General features: G+C 69.0%; 13 protein-coding genes. 3 read left to right on the top strand and 10 right to left on the bottom strand.

The window, feature by feature from the left end:
* Positions 1–22 precede the first annotated feature (22 nt).
* Positions 23–313 carry a 50S ribosomal protein L28 gene (gene rpmB / locus HHL27_RS16675; RefSeq protein WP_169494522.1) on the top strand — a complete coding sequence of 97 codons (291 nt, stop codon included), beginning with the start codon at positions 23–25 and terminating at the stop codon, positions 311–313.
* Positions 314–377: 64 nt separating this feature from the next.
* Here the strand turns inward: rpmB and HHL27_RS16670 are convergent, their stop codons facing one another.
* From HHL27_RS16670 to HHL27_RS16650, 5 genes are all read right to left on the bottom strand, one after another.
* Positions 378–1,403: an esterase-like activity of phytase family protein gene (locus HHL27_RS16670; protein WP_169494521.1), complete on the bottom strand. Its 1,026-nt coding sequence runs from the start codon at positions 1,401–1,403 to the stop codon at positions 378–380.
* 104 nt (positions 1,404–1,507) lie between these two features.
* A complete protein-coding gene (gene msrB / locus HHL27_RS16665) occupies positions 1,508–2,014 on the bottom strand; it encodes a peptide-methionine (R)-S-oxide reductase MsrB (RefSeq protein ID WP_169494520.1) in 507 nt (168 codons plus the stop codon).
* 243 nt (positions 2,015–2,257) lie between these two features.
* Positions 2,258–3,595, bottom strand: coding sequence for a cytochrome P450 (locus HHL27_RS16660; RefSeq protein ID WP_169494519.1), 1,338 nt, complete (start codon positions 3,593–3,595; stop codon positions 2,258–2,260).
* An 83-nt stretch (positions 3,596–3,678) separates the two neighbouring features.
* A complete protein-coding gene (locus HHL27_RS16655; protein ID WP_169494518.1) occupies positions 3,679–4,896 on the bottom strand; it encodes an ABC transporter permease in 1,218 nt (405 codons plus the stop codon).
* The gene (locus tag HHL27_RS16650) at positions 4,896–5,930 is read right to left on the bottom strand and encodes an ABC transporter ATP-binding protein (protein WP_240959929.1); all 1,035 of its coding nucleotides are present in this window, start codon (positions 5,928–5,930) and stop codon (positions 4,896–4,898) included. The genes HHL27_RS16655 and HHL27_RS16650 overlap by 1 nt, the downstream gene beginning before the upstream one ends.
* Before the next feature lie 47 nt (positions 5,931–5,977).
* On the opposite strand from HHL27_RS16650, the gene queG reads away from it, so the two are divergent.
* A complete protein-coding gene (queG, locus tag HHL27_RS16645; protein ID WP_169494517.1) occupies positions 5,978–7,045 on the top strand; it encodes a tRNA epoxyqueuosine(34) reductase QueG in 1,068 nt (355 codons plus the stop codon).
* 110 nt (positions 7,046–7,155) lie between these two features.
* Here queG and HHL27_RS16640 read toward each other — a convergent pair whose 3' ends face one another.
* The 5 genes from HHL27_RS16640 to HHL27_RS16620 form a co-directional block, all read right to left on the bottom strand.
* Positions 7,156–8,382 carry an NAD(P)/FAD-dependent oxidoreductase gene (locus tag HHL27_RS16640; protein WP_169494516.1) on the bottom strand — a complete coding sequence of 409 codons (1,227 nt, stop codon included), beginning with the start codon at positions 8,380–8,382 and terminating at the stop codon, positions 7,156–7,158.
* A 105-nt stretch (positions 8,383–8,487) separates the two neighbouring features.
* The gene (locus tag HHL27_RS16635) at positions 8,488–13,191 is read right to left on the bottom strand and encodes an NAD-glutamate dehydrogenase (RefSeq protein ID WP_169494515.1); all 4,704 of its coding nucleotides are present in this window, start codon (positions 13,189–13,191) and stop codon (positions 8,488–8,490) included.
* 206 nt (positions 13,192–13,397) lie between these two features.
* Complete coding sequence (locus tag HHL27_RS16630) at positions 13,398–14,390, bottom strand: LLM class flavin-dependent oxidoreductase (protein WP_169494514.1); 993 nt, start codon at positions 14,388–14,390, stop codon at positions 13,398–13,400.
* The gene (locus HHL27_RS16625; protein ID WP_169494513.1) at positions 14,387–15,361 is read right to left on the bottom strand and encodes a tetratricopeptide repeat protein; all 975 of its coding nucleotides are present in this window, start codon (positions 15,359–15,361) and stop codon (positions 14,387–14,389) included. Before HHL27_RS16625 ends, HHL27_RS16630 begins: the two co-directional genes overlap by 4 nt.
* Positions 15,362–15,382: 21 nt before the next feature.
* Positions 15,383–16,141, bottom strand: a complete 759-nt coding sequence (locus HHL27_RS16620; RefSeq protein WP_169494512.1) for an alpha/beta fold hydrolase — start codon at positions 16,139–16,141, stop codon at positions 15,383–15,385.
* Positions 16,142–16,208: 67 nt separating this feature from the next.
* On the opposite strand from HHL27_RS16620, the gene HHL27_RS16615 reads away from it, so the two are divergent.
* A complete protein-coding gene (locus HHL27_RS16615; protein ID WP_338114930.1) occupies positions 16,209–17,495 on the top strand; it encodes a glycosyltransferase family 39 protein in 1,287 nt (428 codons plus the stop codon).
* Positions 17,496–17,661 lie beyond the last annotated feature (166 nt).

Raw genomic sequence — 17,661 nt, 5'->3', positions numbered from 1 at the left:
ACACACGAAGCGAGTTTTGACCATGTCGCGTATCTGCGAACTGACCGGTAAGGGCCGCCAAGTCGGTCACAACGTGAGCCACGCCAACAACAAGACCAAGCGTCTGTTCCTGCCCAACCTGCAGAACGTCACGCTGATGAGCGAGAAGCTGGACCGCAGCTTCAAGTTCCGCGTCTCGACCCACGGCCTGCGCTCGGTGGAGCACAACGGCGGCCTCGACAACTGGCTGCTCAAGCAGTCGGACACGAAGCTTTCCCCGCGCGCGCTCAAGGTGAAGCGCGAGCTGGTCAAGGCGGTCGCCACCGCCGCCTGATCCGGGACAACGGGCCGGCGCGCACGGGCGCAGCCGGCCTTTCCCGAACGGTCCCAGGGGTGGCTCAGCCCACCCGGGGATCGCTCCGACCGGCGGCTTCCCCCGCCTTTCGGACATGCAGCTTGAGCAGGATCGTTCGCTGCAGCCAGACCATCGTGTTGCTGTCCGAAACCAGCCAGATCGTGGCTGATCCATCGCGTTCGGGCCGCACCGCCATCCCTTCGTAGTTTTCCCGCACCCGCGAATCGCCGATCCGCGCGATTTCCTGCGTGCGCACTTCGGCCCCGGCGCGGATGTCCTTGGGTTCGGCGGTGACGATCACGCTGTAGAAGCCGGTGACGGTGAACTTGCGGCCCAGCACCAGCACCCGCCCATCGGGCAACTGCGCCAGCTCGGTCGGGCGGAAACCTTCGGGCATGTCGAGCACGAAGCGCCCCGGACGTTCGCCCGGCTGCGGAATGCCGCGGAAGACGAAGCCGGGATAGCGGCTGCGGTCGTACCAGTGCTGCCGCATCTCGGCGATCAGCACCAGCCGCCCGTCGGCGAGCTGGCGCATTGCTTCGGGCCCCTGGTTGAAGCCCCATTCGCGCAACTCGCGCGCCCGGATTTCATGGAAACGCGTCATGTCGGGATCGAACACCGCCAGGCGATCGGTGCCTTCGCGCCCCACCAGCAGCTGCCCCGTGCCGGCAATCGCGCTGACCGATTCGGCGTCGGTCGAAATGTGCAGGTCTGGCCAGGTCGCCGGGAACGGCATCCCCACGGCGACCGGCCCCGTACCGCGATCGGGCGTCTGCATCACCAGGTAGCTGTTGCGGTCTCCCAGCGCGAACAGGCGGCCATCGGGCAGGAAGGTCAGCGCCGAATAGTTGCCGAACAGGGGGAACCCGCCCCGCATCGCCCAGGCACCGACGATCTGCACGTCCGGGCCGACCGCGATCGGGCCCGATGCCCCCAGCAGATCGGTGAGCCCCAGCGCGCCCTGCGGCTCGAGCCGGAGCTGGCGCAGCGGATCGCGATCGCGGATGACGCCCGCCACCAGCAGGAGCACCAGCAGCGGCAACAGCAGGAACAGCTTGATGAGGCGCATCGCGAGGCGCCTCATGGCACGGCGCCGCGTGCGGCGATAGCGTTGCCGGCGGGCGGCAACCTAAAAGGGCTACGCCGCCCGACGATGCAGACCTGGCCGAAGCGTCAGCCCGGCCGGAACTTCATCGCATCGCCGTTCATGCAATACCGCAGCCCGGTCGGCTTCGGGCCATCGTCGAACACGTGGCCCAAGTGCCCGCCGCAGCGGGTGCAGTGCACTTCGGTTCGGTTCATGCCGAAGCTGCGATCGGTGGTCGTCGCCACCGCGCGGTCGAGCGGCTTCCAGAAGCTGGGCCAGCCGGTGCCGCTGTCGAACTTGGTGGCAGAGGCGAACAGCGCATTGCCGTCCGCCGCGCAGACGAACGTGCCCTTGCGGTGTTCGTTGAGCAGGGGCGAAGTGAACGGCCGCTCCGTGCCGGCCTGGCGCAGGATATAGTATTGTTCCGGGGTCAGCCGCTTCTTCCATTCGGCATCGCTGAAGCGCACCGGGAAGTTGCCCTGCGCCACCGGCGTCGCACCGCAGGCACTGGCCAGCGCCAGCGTCGAAACCGCGGCGATCCCGCCAAGGATCTGGCGGCGGCTGGCGGGAGCGGACAAGGGCGCGTGGGGCATCGCAGCTTTCCTGATGTTCGGCCTGAGGTCTGGCCTGGTGGCCCGGCCGGATATGGGAAGCGCTTGCCGGGAAGCAATGGAACCTTGCCGGAGACGGGCTAGGGGGGGCTGGGTGCCCGCCTCCGGCGGTTCGATCCGGCTGTGGTGGGGGAGGGATAAACCGCCGCCGGACACAGTCTGGCTAGCGATTCGTCCCTGAACGCGCGATGACCGGGATCACGCGCGCGTTCAGGGCCGCTTTTCTCAGTAGCGTTCGACTTCGACTTCCAGCTTGCGGAAGCCGTGGACGAAGTTCGCGCGCACCCGCTTGACCTCGCCCGTCACGTGCACGCGCATGCGGCGTTCGCGCATTTCCTCGAGCAGCACGCGCAGCTGCAGTTCGGCAAGGCGCGCGCCCACGCAGCGGTGGATGCCATAGCCGAACGACAGGTGCCGGCGGGCGTTCTCGCGCTCCACCAGCAGCTTGTCGGCAATGGGGAACACGGCTTCGTCGCGGTTGGCCGAAAGGTACCACATCACCAGCTTGTCGCCGGCCTTGATCTGGTTGCCGAACAGCTCGGTATCGGCGGTGGCGGTGCGGCGCATGTGGGCAAGCGGCGTCACGAAGCGGATGCATTCCTGCACCGCGTTGGGGATCACCGATGCATCGGCTTCCAGGATCGCGCGCTGGTCCGGGAAGGTGTGCAGCGCGTGGACGATGCCCGACATGGTGTTGCGCGTGGTATCGTTGCCGCCCACGATCAGCAGCACCAGGTTGCCCATGAACTCCTGCGGGCTCATGTGGCTCATCGCCTCGGAATGGATCATCATCGAGATGAGGTCGGGCGTCGGCGCCGCCCCCATCCGCTCCATCCACAGGCGCTGGAAATAGTGCGCCATCTCCATCAGGATCGCGTGGCGGTCGTCGGCCAGATCGCGCGCCAGCGTCAGCTCGACATCGCCCGCCCAGTCCGACCAGAACGTCAGCAGGCGGCGGTCTTCCCACGGGAAGCCGAACAGGATCGCGAGCATGCCCGTGGTCAGCTCGATCGAAACCTTGTCGACCCAGTCGAACTTTTCGCCGACCGGCAGCGAATCGAGCACGGTGGCGGTGCGGCGGCGGATTTCCGCCTCCATCTCCACGATCTTGGCGGGCGTGAAGGCGGGCGCCACGGTGCGGCGCTGGCCGGTGTGCTCGGGCCGGTCCATCGCGATGAACATCGGCAGCTGCCGTTCGGCGAGCACTTCGGGATCAATGTCGGCCGGCGGATCGCCGATGGTGATGCCGCCATGGCGCCACGACGAGGAGAACAGCTCGGGCAGCGCCTCGACATGGCTGATCGCCTGGTGGCTCGCCACGTTCCAGTAATCGCCATAGGGCGTGCCGGTCACCTTGTTGACGGGCGCCTTCTCGCGCATTTCGCGGAAGATCGGGCCCCAGGTGTCGTTGACGTAGATGTCGGAGCGGCTGACGTCCCACGGGTGGGTGTGCGTCGGCAGCGCCTGCGGATTGCTGCGCAGCCATTCCTCGAACGCTTCGTTGGCGGTGGGCGAACGGCGATAGGTGAAAGCAGGTGCCTCGGGCGCGAGTTGCGTGGCCATGCGGATCCTCTCATGCGCGGCGACTCGCCCGTCCGACGGCCGCCTTGTGCGCGTACTATCCGCGCAACCTACACGAGTGTCAATTAGGCCGGTTTTCGCAACATCGCGAAGATCGAACGCCGCGCCGGACGCCCACTCGCCCCCGATTTCAGCACGGTGCGGCGGAACAGCTGCGCGCCCATCCGCACGATCAGCAGCACCCACGTGGCCTGCCAGCCGAGCGCCAGCAGATGCGGCCACAGCGCCGGCTTCTGCGCGGCCTGCGCGATCATCGCGAAGGGCGAGCTGACCGGGAACAGGATGGCCGCCCATTCGATCCAGGTGCCCGGCCGAGCCAGCGCGAAGCTGGCGAAGAAGAACACCATCAGCTGCATCATCGTCACCGGCATCGACAGCGTCTGCACTTCGCGCACCGTCGTCGCCATGCCGCCGATCGACAGGAACAGCGACCCCAGCAGCAGGTAGGCCATGGCGAAGTAGAGGAAGCCCAGCACCAGGAACACCGGCCAGCCCACCGCCGGCGTCGCCAGTTCGGGCATCGATCGCATGCCGGCCATCACCAGCGCGCCATAGGCCGTGCCCCACACGGCGATGCCGACAAGGCTGACCGCCAGCATGGCGAACAGCTTGCCCAGGAACAGTGCGTCCATCGGGATGGCCGCGGCCAGCACCTCGATGATCTTGTTGCCCTTTTCCTCCACCAGGTTGGACAGCACCATGCCGGCGAGCAGCATGGTCAGCAGGAACAGCAGCACCTGCCCGCCCTGCGCGGTGGCGATGCGGCCGTTGCGCTGGCTGGCGGCGGTGGTCTGCACCACGTCGCCGCGCACTTCGGGAAAGGCGGTCGGGCTCGCCGTGCGGGCGCGGGCGGCGAAGGTCGAGATCATTCCCTGCCAATCGCCGATGCGCCCCTGCGGGCCGGTCAGCACCGGCGCATCGAGCGTGCCGGTGACCACGGCCGCAACGCCGCTGCCCTTGGCGAGTTCGGCGCGCGCATCGAACGTCTCGCCATCGCGCAGGCGGTCCAGCACGACGAAATCGGGCACTTGCCCGGCCATGCGGTCGGCCATGGCGTTGCGCGCACGAACCAGCCGGTCACCCTGGTGCGCGGGCATGGCAACGCCGATCGACGGATTGTCGAGATCGCGCTGCACTTGCGCACCGATCGACCCCGCCATCGCGCCGATCACCAGTGGGAACAGCGGCCCCAGCAGGAAGAAGATGAAGGTCTTGGAAAAGATCACCGCGACGAAATCGCGCCGGGCGACGACGAAGGCCGCGCGCAGTTTTTCAGGCAGCATCAGCGGCGCCCTCCTTTCGCTTGGCGTCCTTGCGCCGCTTCGGCCGCGCTTTCCTCCAGCGCCCTGGCCGCCGCTTCGCCCGCGATGGCGACGAAGGCATCGTGCAGGCCGGCCCGCTCGATCGACAGGCTGAGGATCCCCGCCTCCCCTTCGATCAGCGCGCGCAGCAGCGGCTCGATCCCGCTTTCGGGCAGGGTGAAGTACCAGAACGCGCCTTCGTGCCGCGCATCGGCGGGCAGTGCGGCGCGCCACGGCCCATCTGCAACACGTGTTTCCAGCCGCACCTGCGGGCGCAGCCGATCGCGCGCGGCGTCCACGGGCCCGGCAAACGGCACCTTGCCCCCGGCGATGATCGCCACCTGGTCGCACAGCCGCTCGGCGTGGGCGATCACGTGGGTCGAAAAGATCACCGTGGTGCCACGCGCCGCCAGATCGCGGATCGTGCGTTCGAGCTTGCCCTGGTTGAGCGCGTCGAGGCCCGAAAACGGTTCGTCGAACACCACCAGATCGGGCTGGTGGACCAGCGTGCCGAGCAGTTGCACCTGCTGCGCCATGCCCTTGGAAAGCTGGCGAATCTGGCGGTCGGCGGCATAGCCAAGGCCATGCGCTTCGAGCAGTTCGCGCCCCTTGCGCCGCCCTTCCGCCAGCGGCACCCCGCGCAGCGCGGCGAGGAAGGCGATGGCATCGGTCGCCTTCATCGCCGGGTACAGCCCGCGCTCTTCGGGCAGGTAGCCGATGCGCCGGGCAACCTCGGTCGGCCGGTCGGAGCCGAGCACGCGGCGGGTGCCCGAATCGGGATCGATGATGCCCAGCAGCATGCGCAGCGTGGTGGTCTTGCCCGCGCCGTTGGGGCCGAGAATGCCGTAGATCGCGCCCTTGGGAACGCTGATGTCGACCCCGTCGACCGCGGTGAAATCGTCGAACCGCTTGACCAGCGCGCGCGCTTCGATGGCCAGTTCCGCTCCGCAAGCGTCAACAGCGGCAGCATCGCCATGATTGCCCGACACCGCCCATTCCCCTAGCTGGATCTTCATGACTGCGAGGCGTTAACCCTAGGCGATGAACGAGCGGGACAGCAAGTTTGGTTAACGCGCACGCAGCACTTGCCCAAAAGATCAGGGCCGAGGCCGAGGCTTTGGGCTTTGCCGCCTGCGGCATTGCGCCCGCCGCCGACGATCCGTTGCGCGGCGAACGGCTGGAGCAGTGGCTGGGCGAAGGCGCGCACGGCACCATGGACTGGATGGAAACCCGCCTGCACCACCGGCGCGGGCCGCAGTCGCTCTGGCCCGAAGCGAAAAGCGTGATCGCGCTGGGCATGAGCTATGCCCCCGCGCACGATCCGCTGGCGCTGGCGGACGTGCCAGACCGGGGCCGCATCTCGGTCTATGCGCAAGGGGCCGACTATCACGACGTGGTGAAGCGCGCGCTCAAGGCGCTGGCACGCTGGCTGGTGGCGCAAGTGCCGGGGGCGGAGGTCAAGGTCTTCGTCGACACCGCCCCGGTGATGGAAAAGCCGCTGGGACAGGCGGCGGGGCTAGGCTGGCAGGGCAAGCACACCAACATGGTCAGCCGCACCCACGGCAGCTGGCTGTTCCTGGGCGCGGTGTTCACCACGATCGACCTGCCGTTCGACACCCCCCACGCGGACCGCTGCGGATCGTGCCGCGCCTGCCAGGATGCCTGCCCCACGCAGGCCTTCCCCGCGCCCTACCGCCTCGATGCGCGGCGCTGCGTCTCCTACCTCACCATCGAGCACAAGGGCCCGGTGCCCGAAACCTTACGCGCCGGGCTCGGCAACCGCATCTACGGCTGCGACGATTGCCTGGCGGTGTGCCCGTGGAACTCGTTCGCCAGGGCGGCGCAGGCCAACCGCGCCTACCTCCCCCGCGCCGAACTCGTGGCGCCCAAGCTGGCCGAACTGCTCGCGCTCGACGATGCGACCTTCCGCCGGGTGTTCGCCGGCTCCCCGATCAAGCGCATCGGCCGCGACCGGATGGTGCGCAACTGCCTCTACGCCGCCGGCAACAGCGGCGATGCGGCGCTGGCAGGCCCCGTTACCGCCCTGCTCAACGACCCCGACCCCGCGGTGGCCGAAGCCGCCCGCTGGGCGCTCGCGCGGCTCGCATCACCCCAACCCCGCCTGCCCTGAGCTTGTCGAAGGGCTGTCCTTCCCCTTGCAACGCAGCGCAACCCGCGAAGAACAAGAGCGGTACTTCGACAAGCTCAGGACGGACGGAACTGTGAGATCAGAGCGAGGATCTAGACAAGTTCCTTGAGCGGCACGGCGGCATCGGCGAGCTTTTCCGGCGCGATGGCGGCGCGCGTTTCGACCAGCTTCTTGCCCTGCACATAGTCCTTGACCATGTTCACGCAGTCGAGCGCGATCACCTTGCCGCCCTTGAGGTAGATCACCGAAAACGAGCGCGTTGCCGGATCGCCGCGCAGCACCGTGGCATCGTGCCCGGTCGACAGGCCCACGGTCTGCAGGCGCAGGTCATACTGGTTGGACCAGAACCACGGGGTTGCCTTGTACGGCACCGGATTGCCGCAGATCGCCTTGGCCGCGGTGGTCCCCTGGTCGTTGGCATTCTGCACCGATTCGAGGCGGATCACCGCGCCATCGGCGAAATCGTTGGCATGGGCCGCGCAATCGCCGATCGCGTAGACGTCGGGCAGCGAGGTGCGGCAGTATTCGTCGATGTCGACGCCATTGCCACCCGCCGCGCCCGCGCTCAGCAGCGGGCCGACCGAGGGGATGATGCCGATGCCGACGATCACGATCTCGGCCGGCAGGACGCTGCCATCGGCCAGCTTCACGCCGGTCACCTGGGCGCCGTCGCCCTCGATGCAGTCGACCGCGACCTCGGTGCGCAGGTCCACGCCGTGGGCGCGGTGTTCGTCCTGGTAGAAGGTCGACAGCGCTTCGCCCGCGACGCGCGCCAGCACGCGCGGCAGCGCTTCGAGCAGGGTCACGTGCACGCCGAACTTGGTCAGCACCGCTGCCGCTTCCAGCCCGATGTAGCCGCCGCCGATCACCACCGCGGTCTTCGCGCCGGCATCGAGCTGGCCCATCAGCGTATCGACATCGGCGCGCGTGCGCACGGCGTGGACGCCGGCAAGATCGGCCCCGGCGCACGACAGGCGGCGCGGATCGCCGCCCGCTGCCCAGATCAGCGAGCCGTATTCGACGCTCGATCCATCGGCCAGGGTCAGGACCTTGGCCACGGCATCGACCTTGGTCACTTCGCGGCCCAGGGCCATGGTGACCTTCTTGTCTTCCCAGAACTGCGCCGGGCGGATCAGGATGCGGTCGAAGGTCTTGTCGCGGGCCAGGTATTCCTTGGACAGCGGCGGGCGTTCATAGGGCAGCTCGGGTTCGCGTCCCAGCACCAGGATCGAGCCTTCGAACCCGTTCTGCCGCAAGGCGATCGCCGCCTGCGCCCCGCCGTGCCCGGCCCCGACAATGACAACGTCCGCCTTATCCATGCCACGATCCTCCACGTTTGGTGGCCGAATTGGCAGAAAAGACGGACGCGTCAACTAATCCCGGTCAAAAAGTCGGATTGGGCAAAAAGTCGGATCGGGCCAAACTCAGCGCATCAGCAGCGTGCGCGCCTGGCTGGCGATCTGGGCGAGCATGGCGGGCGCGGGCACCGGATTCGCCTGCGCCCGGGTGATCAGCGCGCGGAACTGGCGCACCGGCACTTCGTGCGCGGCGAACCAGCGCGCGACGCCGCCATCGGGATCGCCGCCGCCGTTGCGGGCAAGGAAGTCCAAGCGCATCTGCTGGAAATCGCGCGCAAGGCCCGAAACCAGCAGCCGTTCCCACGTGTCCGACGGGTTGGACCGGCTGGCCGCCTGCTGCGCCCAGTCGAGCCCCAGCCCCGCGCCCAGATCGGCGAACGCGCCCGTAAGCCGCGCCGCATCGACGTTCAGCTCGCCCGCAAGGTGGGCCAGGCCGATCGCACCGTCGAGATCGAACAAGTGCGCCACGCGATCGACGATCGCATCGGGCACGCCCTGGGCCGCAAGGTCCTGCCGCATCCGCGCCGCCTGCGCCTGCGCTTCGCCGCGCAGCAGTTCGGCCGCGGTGTGCGACAGCAGGCCGACACCGCCGGCCAGATCCTCGATCAGCGCATCGGGCGAAAGCGTGCCGCGCCCGGCGCGCAGCACATCGGCGACATGGCCGCGAAGGCCCCGCGCCACGCGTTCGAACATGGCGATGCGCTGGTCTTCGGCCATCGCCGTGTCATCGAGCAGCGCCCACGTTTCGGGCAGGTCGAGCAGCCGTTCGGCGGCGACGAAGGCGGCGGCGACTTGCGCCAGCGTGCAGCCTTCCTCTTCCATCAGTTCGAACGGATGGACCGGGCCCATGCGGTTGATGATGCGGTTGGCGAGCTTGGTCGCGATGATTTCGCGGCGCAGGCGGTGGTGGACGATCTCGGTTTCGAAGCGTTCCTGCATCTGCGGCGGGAACGCGGCGACAAGTTCGACTTCCATCACCGGATCGTCGACCACGGGGCTGTCTTCCAGCGCGCGCTGCAGCACCAGCTTGGCGCTCGACAGCAGCACGGCGAGTTCCGGGCGGGTGAGGCCCAGCCCGGCGCCCGCACGGCGGGCGTAGTCCTCGGCGCTGGCGAGGCCCTCGGTCTTGCGGTCGAGATCGCCGCCTTCTTCCAGCACGTCGATCACCCGCGACTGCGCCGGCACCGCACCGGCACCGCCGCGCTCGGCAATCGACAGGGCGAGCGCCTGCAGCCGGTTGTCTTCCAGCACCAGGTGCGCGACCGCGTCGGTCATCTCGGTCAGCAGCGCGACGCGGCCGTCCTCGTCGAGGTGGCCGGCGCGCTTGGCCGCAGCGAGCGCGATCTTGATGTTGACCTCGTTGTCCGAACAATCGACGCCGGCCGAATTGTCGATGAAGTCGGTGTTGATGCGCCCGCCGTGGAGAGCGAATTCAATGCGGGCGGCCTGCGTGGTGCCAAGGTTGGCGCCTTCGCCGATCACCTTGGCGCGCACTTCGTTGGCAGCGACGCGAACGGTGTCGTTGGCGGGATCGCCCACTTCGACGTTGTTCTGGTGGCTTGCCCGCACATACGTGCCGATGCCGCCGAACCACAGCAGGTCCACCGGGCTCTGCAGGATCAGCGAGATCAGCGTGTCGGGGTCGATCTCGTCGAGCGCAACGCCGAGCAGCGCCTGCACCTGCGGCGACAGCGGAATTGCCTTCATCGTGCGCGGGAAGACGCCGCCGCCTTCGGAAATCAGGCTCTTGTCGTAATCGTCCCAGCTCGACCGGGGCAGCGCGAACATGCGCGCGCGTTCCGTCCAGCTTGCCGCCGGATCGGGATCGGGATCGAGGAACACGTGACGGTGGTCGAACGCGGCGACCAGCTTGATCGACTGGCTGAGCAGCATGCCGTTGCCGAACACGTCGCCCGACATGTCGCCGCAGCCCGCCACGCGCACCGGTTCGGACTGCACGTCGACGCCCATTTCCAGGAAATGGCGCCGCACCGACAGCCACGCGCCCTTGGCGGTGATGCCCATCGCCTTGTGGTCATAGCCCTTCGAGCCGCCGCTGGCGAAAGCGTCGTCGAGCCAGAAATCGCGTTCGGCGGCGATGGCGTTGGCAACGTCGGAGAAGGTCGCGGTGCCCTTGTCGGCGGCGACCACGAAGTACGGATCCTCGCCATCGCGGATGACCACGCCGGCCGGATGGACCACCTTGTTTTCGACGATGTTGTCGGTGATCGACAGCAGCGTGCGGATGAACACCTGGTAGCTGGCCTTGCCTTCGGCCAGCCAGCCTTCGCGGTCGGTCGCAGGATCGGGCAGCTGCTTGGGATAGAACCCGCCCTTGGCCCCGGTCGGCACGATCACCGCGTTCTTCACGCGCTGCGCCTTCATCAGGCCAAGGATTTCGGTGCGGAAGTCGTCGCGCCGGTCCGACCAGCGCAGGCCGCCGCGCGCGACGGGCCCGGCGCGCAAGTGAATGCCTTCGACGCGCGGCGAATAGACGAAGATCTCGCGCCACGGCACCGGCCGGGGCAGGCCGGGTACGAGCGACGAATCGATCTTGAAGGCCAGCGCTTCCTCCGCCGCCGGGGCAAAGGCATTGGTGCGCAGCACCGCTTCGACCACGGCGCGGAAGGCGCGCAGCAGGCGGTCGTCGTTGATCGCGGCCACGCCCGCAAGCCCGGCGCGGATCGCCTCGGCCGCATCGCCTTCGGCCTTGGCACGGTCGCCGGCGAATTTCGGATCATGCCGGGCGGCGAACAGCGCGACGAGCCCGCGCGTGACCGCACCCGCATTGCGCAGCGCATCGACCACGGTCTGGATGGTGAAGGTGAGGCCCGTCTGGCGCAGGTAACGGAACCACGCGCGCAGCCAGTTCGCCTCGGGCGCGGACAGGCCCACCGCCACGATCAGGCGGTTGAACGCATCGTCCTCGGCCCCTCCGTTGAGCACGGCGGCAAGCGAGGCCTCGATCGCGCCTGCGCGCGCCAGCAGGTCGTCCGGGTTGCTGCCCACGGGCGTGCCGACGAGGAAATCGTGAATGAAGCCCAGTCGCCCCTTGTCGAGCGCGGTGGGCACTTCTTCCAGCACGCGGAAGCCGAAGTTTTCCAGCACCGGCACCGCGTCCGACAGGACGATGGCGCCTTCGCGCTGGTAGAGCTTGAGCCGCAGCCCTTCCTCACCCGCCAGACGGTGGAGGCGCGCGGCGCGGCGCGGGGCGTTGGTGCCGTTGAGGCCGCGCAGCACGCGGATGTCGTCCGCCGCCTCGCTTGCGCCTTGCGCGGCGCGATAGCCGACCGGGAACGCTTCGGCATAGCGGGTGGCGAGCGCGGCGGCGCGCGACGGCTCCTCGGTGCGGGCAAGCTCGGCCTCGACCGCGCCGGCCCATCCGCGCACCATCGCCTGCAGCGCCGCATCCAGCGCGGCTTCGTCGGGCACGTCCTGCCCGTCGCGAATGTCGAGCACGAAGCGCATCATGGCGAGCGTGCTGCCTTCGACCTGCAGGCTCCAGTCGAGCACTTGCGCGCCGGTCTCGGCCTCGAGCATCGCCTTCACCTGCAGGCGCACCTCGGTCGACTGCACGTCGCGCGGCAGCCACACGAAGGCGAAGAGATGGCGGGCGAGCGGGGCGCGGACCAGCGCGAGGCGCGGGCGCGGTCGGTCGACCAGGCTCATCATCGTGGTGGCGATGCGTTCCAGATCGTGGTCGTCGAAGCCGATCAGCAGGTCGTGCGGCAGCGCGGTCAGCGCATGGACCAGCGCCTTGCCGGCATGGCCCTGCGGCGCGAAGTCGAACTTGTCCATCAGGTCGGCAAGCTGGGTGCGCATGCGCGGGATGCGATCGGGCGCGGCGGCCAGCGCGGCGCTGGTCCACACCCCGGCGTGGATCGAGATCGCCACCACCTGCCCCTGTTCGATCACGGGCACGATGAACAAGTCTAGCGGCACGCGGCGGTGGACGCGCGCGATGCGGTTGGCCTTGACGATCAGCGGCGCACGGCCGGCTCCATCAGCACCCACGTGGTCGAACCAGGCGAAGGCGCGTTCGTACGAGGCAGCGGCGAGCAGCGGCTGGTCGCTGGCGCGGCAGATGCCGAGCTTTTCGCCTTCGCTGCCATCGCGGCGGCGGGTGACGTGGCCCAGCTGCGTCAGCATGCCATCGGCCAGCCAGCGCAGCAGCGCGGCGCCCTCCGGATCGGCCAGGCGGCGCGCATCTTCCTGCATCGCCGCCTGCATCCGCGGCCAGTCGGCCACGGCGGCGTGAACATCGTCGAGCGTGGCGGCGAGCGCGCTGGTCAGGTCACGCCGGGCCTTGGCATCGGCGCGTTCGGTTTCGAGATAGACGATCGATTCGCGGCTTTCGCCCGGCGCATCGCCATCGGGCAGCGCCACCAGGTGGCCATCGCCATCGCGCCGGACGGCCACCACCGGGTGGACCAGCCGGTCGATCGACAGGCCCTGCGCGGCAATCGTCGCGGTGATCGAATCGACCAGGAACGGCATGTCGTCGTTGACCACCGCGATGCGCAGGTACCGCGCGCTGGTTTCGCTGCCGCCCACGCTCTCGATCGCCATCGATGCTTCGCTGCCGCGCCGGCGGTGCGCGGCGATCATCGCAAAGCGCGCCGCCTCGGCCAGGCGCTGGCTGTCGAAATCGGCCTTTTCGGCGGGGAGGAGCGAAGCGGCGAAGCGGCTGGCAAGCGTGGTCGCCAGCGCGCCAGACGGATCGATGCCCGTGGCTGGGGCGGCGGTGGGGTCGATGGAACTCGTGGCCATGGCGTTCTTCCCGCTGGACCGGCGCGATGCGATGTCGCGTCGTTATAATTTTATGTCATTGCACTGTTGCAATCGTACGCGTGATATTCTTTTCGTTACGCAACTTCAAGATGCTCGTCGCCCGCGAATCCACGCTAGACTTGGCCGCGTTAACAGCGTGCGGGCGAGTCCGTTCCGCGCGAATGCTTAGTCGCGCAGCCAGGCCTTCAAGCGGGAACGGGGCCCGAGACCGCTTCCATCGTCAGTTCGAGCGAGCGGCGACGCAGCGCCGGATCGAAGGTCGATCCTGAAACGATCAGTTCGTCCGCGCCGGTGCGCGCCTGGAACGCTTCGAGCCGTTCGCGCACGGTGCGCGGGCTGCCGATCGCGGAAACCTGGCGCATGTGGGCCAGCATGGCTTCGGCCTGCGGCGGCAGCGTATCGCGATAGCCCGGCACCGGCGGCGGCAGCTTGCCCGGATTGCCGCTGCGCAGCCGCACGAAGCTCTGGTCCATCGACGAGGCGAGCAGCACCGCTTCCTCGTCGGTGGGCGCGGCGATCACGTTGATCGCGGCGGCGCAGTAAGGCTTGTCGAGGGTGGCCGACGGGGTGAACCGTTCGCGATACATCTTGAGCGCGGCATCGAGGTGATCGGGCGCGAAGTGCGAGGCGAAGGCATAGGGCAAGCCCAGCATCGCCGCGAGCTGCGCGCCGAACAGGCTCGATCCCAGGATCCACATCTGCGGCGCAGAGCCCAGCCCCGGCGTTGCCTGCAGATGCAGGCGGCTGTCGCCGGCGAACTGCAGCTGGAGTTCGAACACGTCGTCGGCGAAGTGCTCGGCCGCGCGGTTCACGTCCTTGCGCAGCGCCTGGACGATGCGCTGGTCAGCCCCGGGCGCGCGGCCCAGCCCCAGATCGATGCGGCCGGGAAACAGCGCGTCCAGCGTGCCGAACTGTTCGGCGATCACCAGCGGGTTGTGGTTGGGCAGCATGATGCCGCCCGCGCCGATGCGGATGGTCTTGGTGGCGTGCCCGACGTGCGCCAGCGTGACCGCGACCGCGGCGCTGGCGATGCCTTCCATGCCGTGATGTTCGGCCACCCAGTAGCGGTTGTAGCCGCAGGCCTCGGCGGTCTGCGCCAGCGCCGCCGCATCGGCGAGCGCCTGGCCGACCGTGCCGCCCTCGACCACGGGGACCAGATCGAGGACGGATAGCTTCATGGCGTGGCCTTCTTTTCCGCTGCGGGGCCACCCGGTGCGGGGGCCGATGCCGTTGCAGAGGATGTGGGAACAGGCCCGAGTTGTTCAAGATAGCCGCGCGCGGTCTTTGCCTCCGGGCTGTTCGGCGCGGCCTTGATCACCGAATCCCACGATTTCATCGCGGCGACGTCGCGCCCCGCCAGCACGGCGATGACCCCGGCTTCGAGCCCGATGGCGGGATCGCGCGGATCCTTGGCGGCGGCCACCTCGATATCGCGCTGGGCCCGGTCGAGATCGCCACCCCGGCGGGCGAGCGTTGCCGACAGCAGCCAGCCTTCGGCGTCCTCGGGTGCAAGGCGGTGCGCTTCATCGAGCGCGCCACCGGCTTCGGCCATCCGCCCGGCGGCCACCAGCGCGCGGGCGCGATCGGTCTGGAGCGAGGCGCGCGCGGCGTTGTCGCCCACGCCTTTCAACGCCAGCGCCTGGTCGAACCAGTCGACCGCCTTGTCGGCATGGCCGCCCGCCAGCGCGGCGTTCCCGGCCATGCCGAGCAGCTGGAACGACGATGCCGCCTGTTCGGGCGGGATCGTCGCCACGGCGGCGGCAAAGGCCCCTTCGGCCCCGGCATAGTCGCCGCTTTCGTTGAGCAGCAGCCCCAGGCACTGGTTGGCGCGGGTGCGCTCGAAATCGGTCTTGGCGCCATCGCGCCACAGCCGCGCCGAAGCGAGTCCGGCGGTCAGGTCCTGTCGCCCGGTGGCGAGGCAGGCGGCAAGACGGTCTGGCATCTGCTTCTTCTCCTCGGACGCGGCGCCATCGGTGCCCGGCGCGGTTTCGACCACGCGGCGGCGGCGCGGAATCGGCAGGGGCGATGCCTGCTGCGGCGAAGGATTGGGGCCGACCTGCAGATGGGCGGGCTGGGTCAGCGGAACAGGCATCGCCATCGCGGCGAGAAGGGGCAGGGTCAGGATCATCGGCGTGTCAGCATCCTTCATGCGCCGTGGGCGGGGAGCATCTCAGCCCCCGTCCGCGGGCAAGGCATCGAGGGTGCGCAGCAGCAGGGCGATGTCCTGCTCGCGCGACAGGCGGTGGTCGCCGTCCTTGATCAGGTGGACCTGCACATCGGCTGAACGCAGGGCGGCGGCATGGCGCAGCGAAACGTCCCACGGCACGTCCGGATCGGCCTGGCCGTGGATCAGGCGCACCGGGCCATCGAACGGGATCGTGCCCCCCAGCTGGCGCTGCGCCTCTCCATCCTGCCAGAACGTGGCGTGGGTCGGCGTGGGTTCGGGGCCATAGGGATTGTCTTCGAAGATGGTGCGCCCAGCGGCAAGCTGCGCCTTCTGCGCCTCGCTGAAGCCCCAGTCGGTGAAGTCGGGCGCGGCGGCGATGCCGACCAGCGCGGCGGTCCTGTCCGGAATGGCGCGGGCGACCAGCAGCATCAGCCAGCCGCCCATCGACGATCCGCACAGCACCGCGCGGGCAATGCCGCTGGCCGCGATCAGGTCGACCACCTCGTCGCGCCAGCGCGACAGCGTGCCATCGGCAAAATCGCCTTCGGACAGGCCGCAGCCCGAATAATCGAGCAGCAGGCAGGCGCGCCCTTGCGCCGCAGCATGGGCGAGCACCGCTTCGGCCTTCGATCCCGCCATGTCGGACATGTAGCCGGGCAGGAACACCAGCGCCGGCTCCGCGCCGGAAAGGAAGCGGTGGGCAAGGCGCAGGCCGTCAGGGCCGGTATGGTGGGCGACAGGGGCAATGGCATCGGCGGTCATGGCCGCTTGCCTATCGGCTTTGGCGGGACAACGCTATGTTTACGCCAAGCTGCGAGACACCACCCTTGTGAACCCTTCGCCCCCTGCCCTGCTCCAGCGCTTGCTGCTCCACCGGCGCTTCATCTTGGTGGCGTTCGCGCTGCTCGTGCTGCTGCGGCTGGGCGCGATCGCGCTGGCGGTGACGCCGACTTCGGACGCCGATTTCTACTATTCGCGCGCGGCGAGCCTTGCCGCCGGGCTCGGCTATCTTGCCAACGATGGCCATGCCACCGCCTATTGGCCGCCGGGCTGGCCGATGGCGCTGTCGGTCGCCTTCCGCCTGCTCGGCACCTCGATCTGGACGGTGGGGCTTGCCAACCTTGCCGCCGCGGCGCTGTCGGGCTGGCTGCTGCTCGATCTCTCACGGCAGGTGACCGGATCGGAAAGCGCCGCCAGCCTCGCGCTGCTCGGCTATGCGGTCTACCCCAACGCGGTGCTCTACACCCCGCTCGCGCTGACCGAGGTGTTCTACACCCTGCTGCTGCTGGCGAGCTGCTGGCTGCTGGCGCGGCCCGGGGCCTGGCGCACGCTGGCGGGCGGGCTGGTGCTGGGGATGGCCACGCTGGTCAAGGCGCAGACGCTGATCGTGGTGCCGCTGGTGCTGGGCATCGCGCTGCTGCGCGAACGGCCGATCCTGCCCCGCCTGCCCCGCACGCTGGGGCGCGGGCTTGCCGTGCTGGCTCTGGCGGGGGCGGTTGTGCTGCCCTGGTCGATGCGCAACGAGCGCGAGCTGGGGCGCTTCGTCGCGGTGTCGACCAACGGCGGGATCACCCTGCTGACCGGCAACAACGACAGCGCGCGCGGCGGCTTCACCCCCGAAGACCCGGTGGTGCGCGCGCTCGATGCGCAGCGCGACCTGACCGAACTGACCTACGACGACGAGGCGAAGCGGCTCGGCCTCGAATGGATCAGGGCCCACCCGATGCGCTTTGCCGTGCTGATGCCGCTGAAGCTCGCCAAGTTGTGGGTCAGCGACGGCGAAGGCGTCTGGGCCTATGAAACCGGCGCGAAGCACTACGACCCGCGCGCCTTCCTGCTGATCCGCGCCGTCAACCAGGCGCTCTACTGGGCGGTGCTGGCGCTGGCCCTGCTGGCGATTCCGCTGACCCTGCTGGCGCGGCTACGGGCCGGAGGGGGCGCGGGGCTGGGTGCGGTCGACTGGTGGTGCCTGCCCTATGCCATCGCCGCCTACCCGAGCGCGATCGCGATGGTCTTTTCGGGCCAGTCGCGCTTCCACTTCCCCGCCATGCCCTTCCTGTTCATGGCGGCGGCGAGCGCGATGGTGTTCTGGCTGGAGCGGCGACGCGCGGACTGACCGCAAGACATGGAAGCGCATCCGGCGGCGAGCCCGGACGATAACGCCGTGGGGAAGATACGGACCTGCGCGACCGGCGCGGGCGCCATGCGTGGCGCTTGCGCGTGGAGGGCAAGAGGAACGCTGTGGCGAGTGGCCGGCGGGGCGTTGGCTATCCCGGATCGGC

It is taken from the genome of Novosphingobium olei (assembly GCF_012927405.1).
Classification (GTDB): domain Bacteria; phylum Pseudomonadota; class Alphaproteobacteria; order Sphingomonadales; family Sphingomonadaceae; genus Novosphingobium; species Novosphingobium olei.
This window is presented reverse-complemented; position numbering and strand designations above follow the sequence as displayed.

Bases quoted from the DNA above. Each gene is read 5' to 3' on its own strand.
- rpmB (WP_169494522.1), top strand. From the start codon at position 23: ATGTCGCGTATCTGCGAACTGACCGGTAAGGGCCGCCAAGTCGGTCAC.
- HHL27_RS16670 (WP_169494521.1), bottom strand. From the start codon at position 1,403: ATGCGCCTCATCAAGCTGTTCCTGCTGTTGCCGCTGCTGGTGCTCCTG.
- msrB (WP_169494520.1), bottom strand. From the start codon at position 2,014: ATGCCCCACGCGCCCTTGTCCGCTCCCGCCAGCCGCCGCCAGATCCTT.
- HHL27_RS16660 (WP_169494519.1), bottom strand. From the start codon at position 3,595: ATGGCCACGCAACTCGCGCCCGAGGCACCTGCTTTCACCTATCGCCGT.
- HHL27_RS16655 (WP_169494518.1), bottom strand. From the start codon at position 4,896: ATGCTGCCTGAAAAACTGCGCGCGGCCTTCGTCGTCGCCCGGCGCGAT.
- HHL27_RS16650 (WP_240959929.1), bottom strand. From the start codon at position 5,930: ATGAAGATCCAGCTAGGGGAATGGGCGGTGTCGGGCAATCATGGCGAT.
- HHL27_RS16640 (WP_169494516.1), bottom strand. From the start codon at position 8,382: ATGGATAAGGCGGACGTTGTCATTGTCGGGGCCGGGCACGGCGGGGCG.
- HHL27_RS16635 (WP_169494515.1), bottom strand. From the start codon at position 13,191: ATGGCCACGAGTTCCATCGACCCCACCGCCGCCCCAGCCACGGGCATC.
- HHL27_RS16630 (WP_169494514.1), bottom strand. From the start codon at position 14,390: ATGAAGCTATCCGTCCTCGATCTGGTCCCCGTGGTCGAGGGCGGCACG.
- HHL27_RS16625 (WP_169494513.1), bottom strand. From the start codon at position 15,361: ATGAAGGATGCTGACACGCCGATGATCCTGACCCTGCCCCTTCTCGCC.
- HHL27_RS16620 (WP_169494512.1), bottom strand. From the start codon at position 16,141: ATGACCGCCGATGCCATTGCCCCTGTCGCCCACCATACCGGCCCTGAC.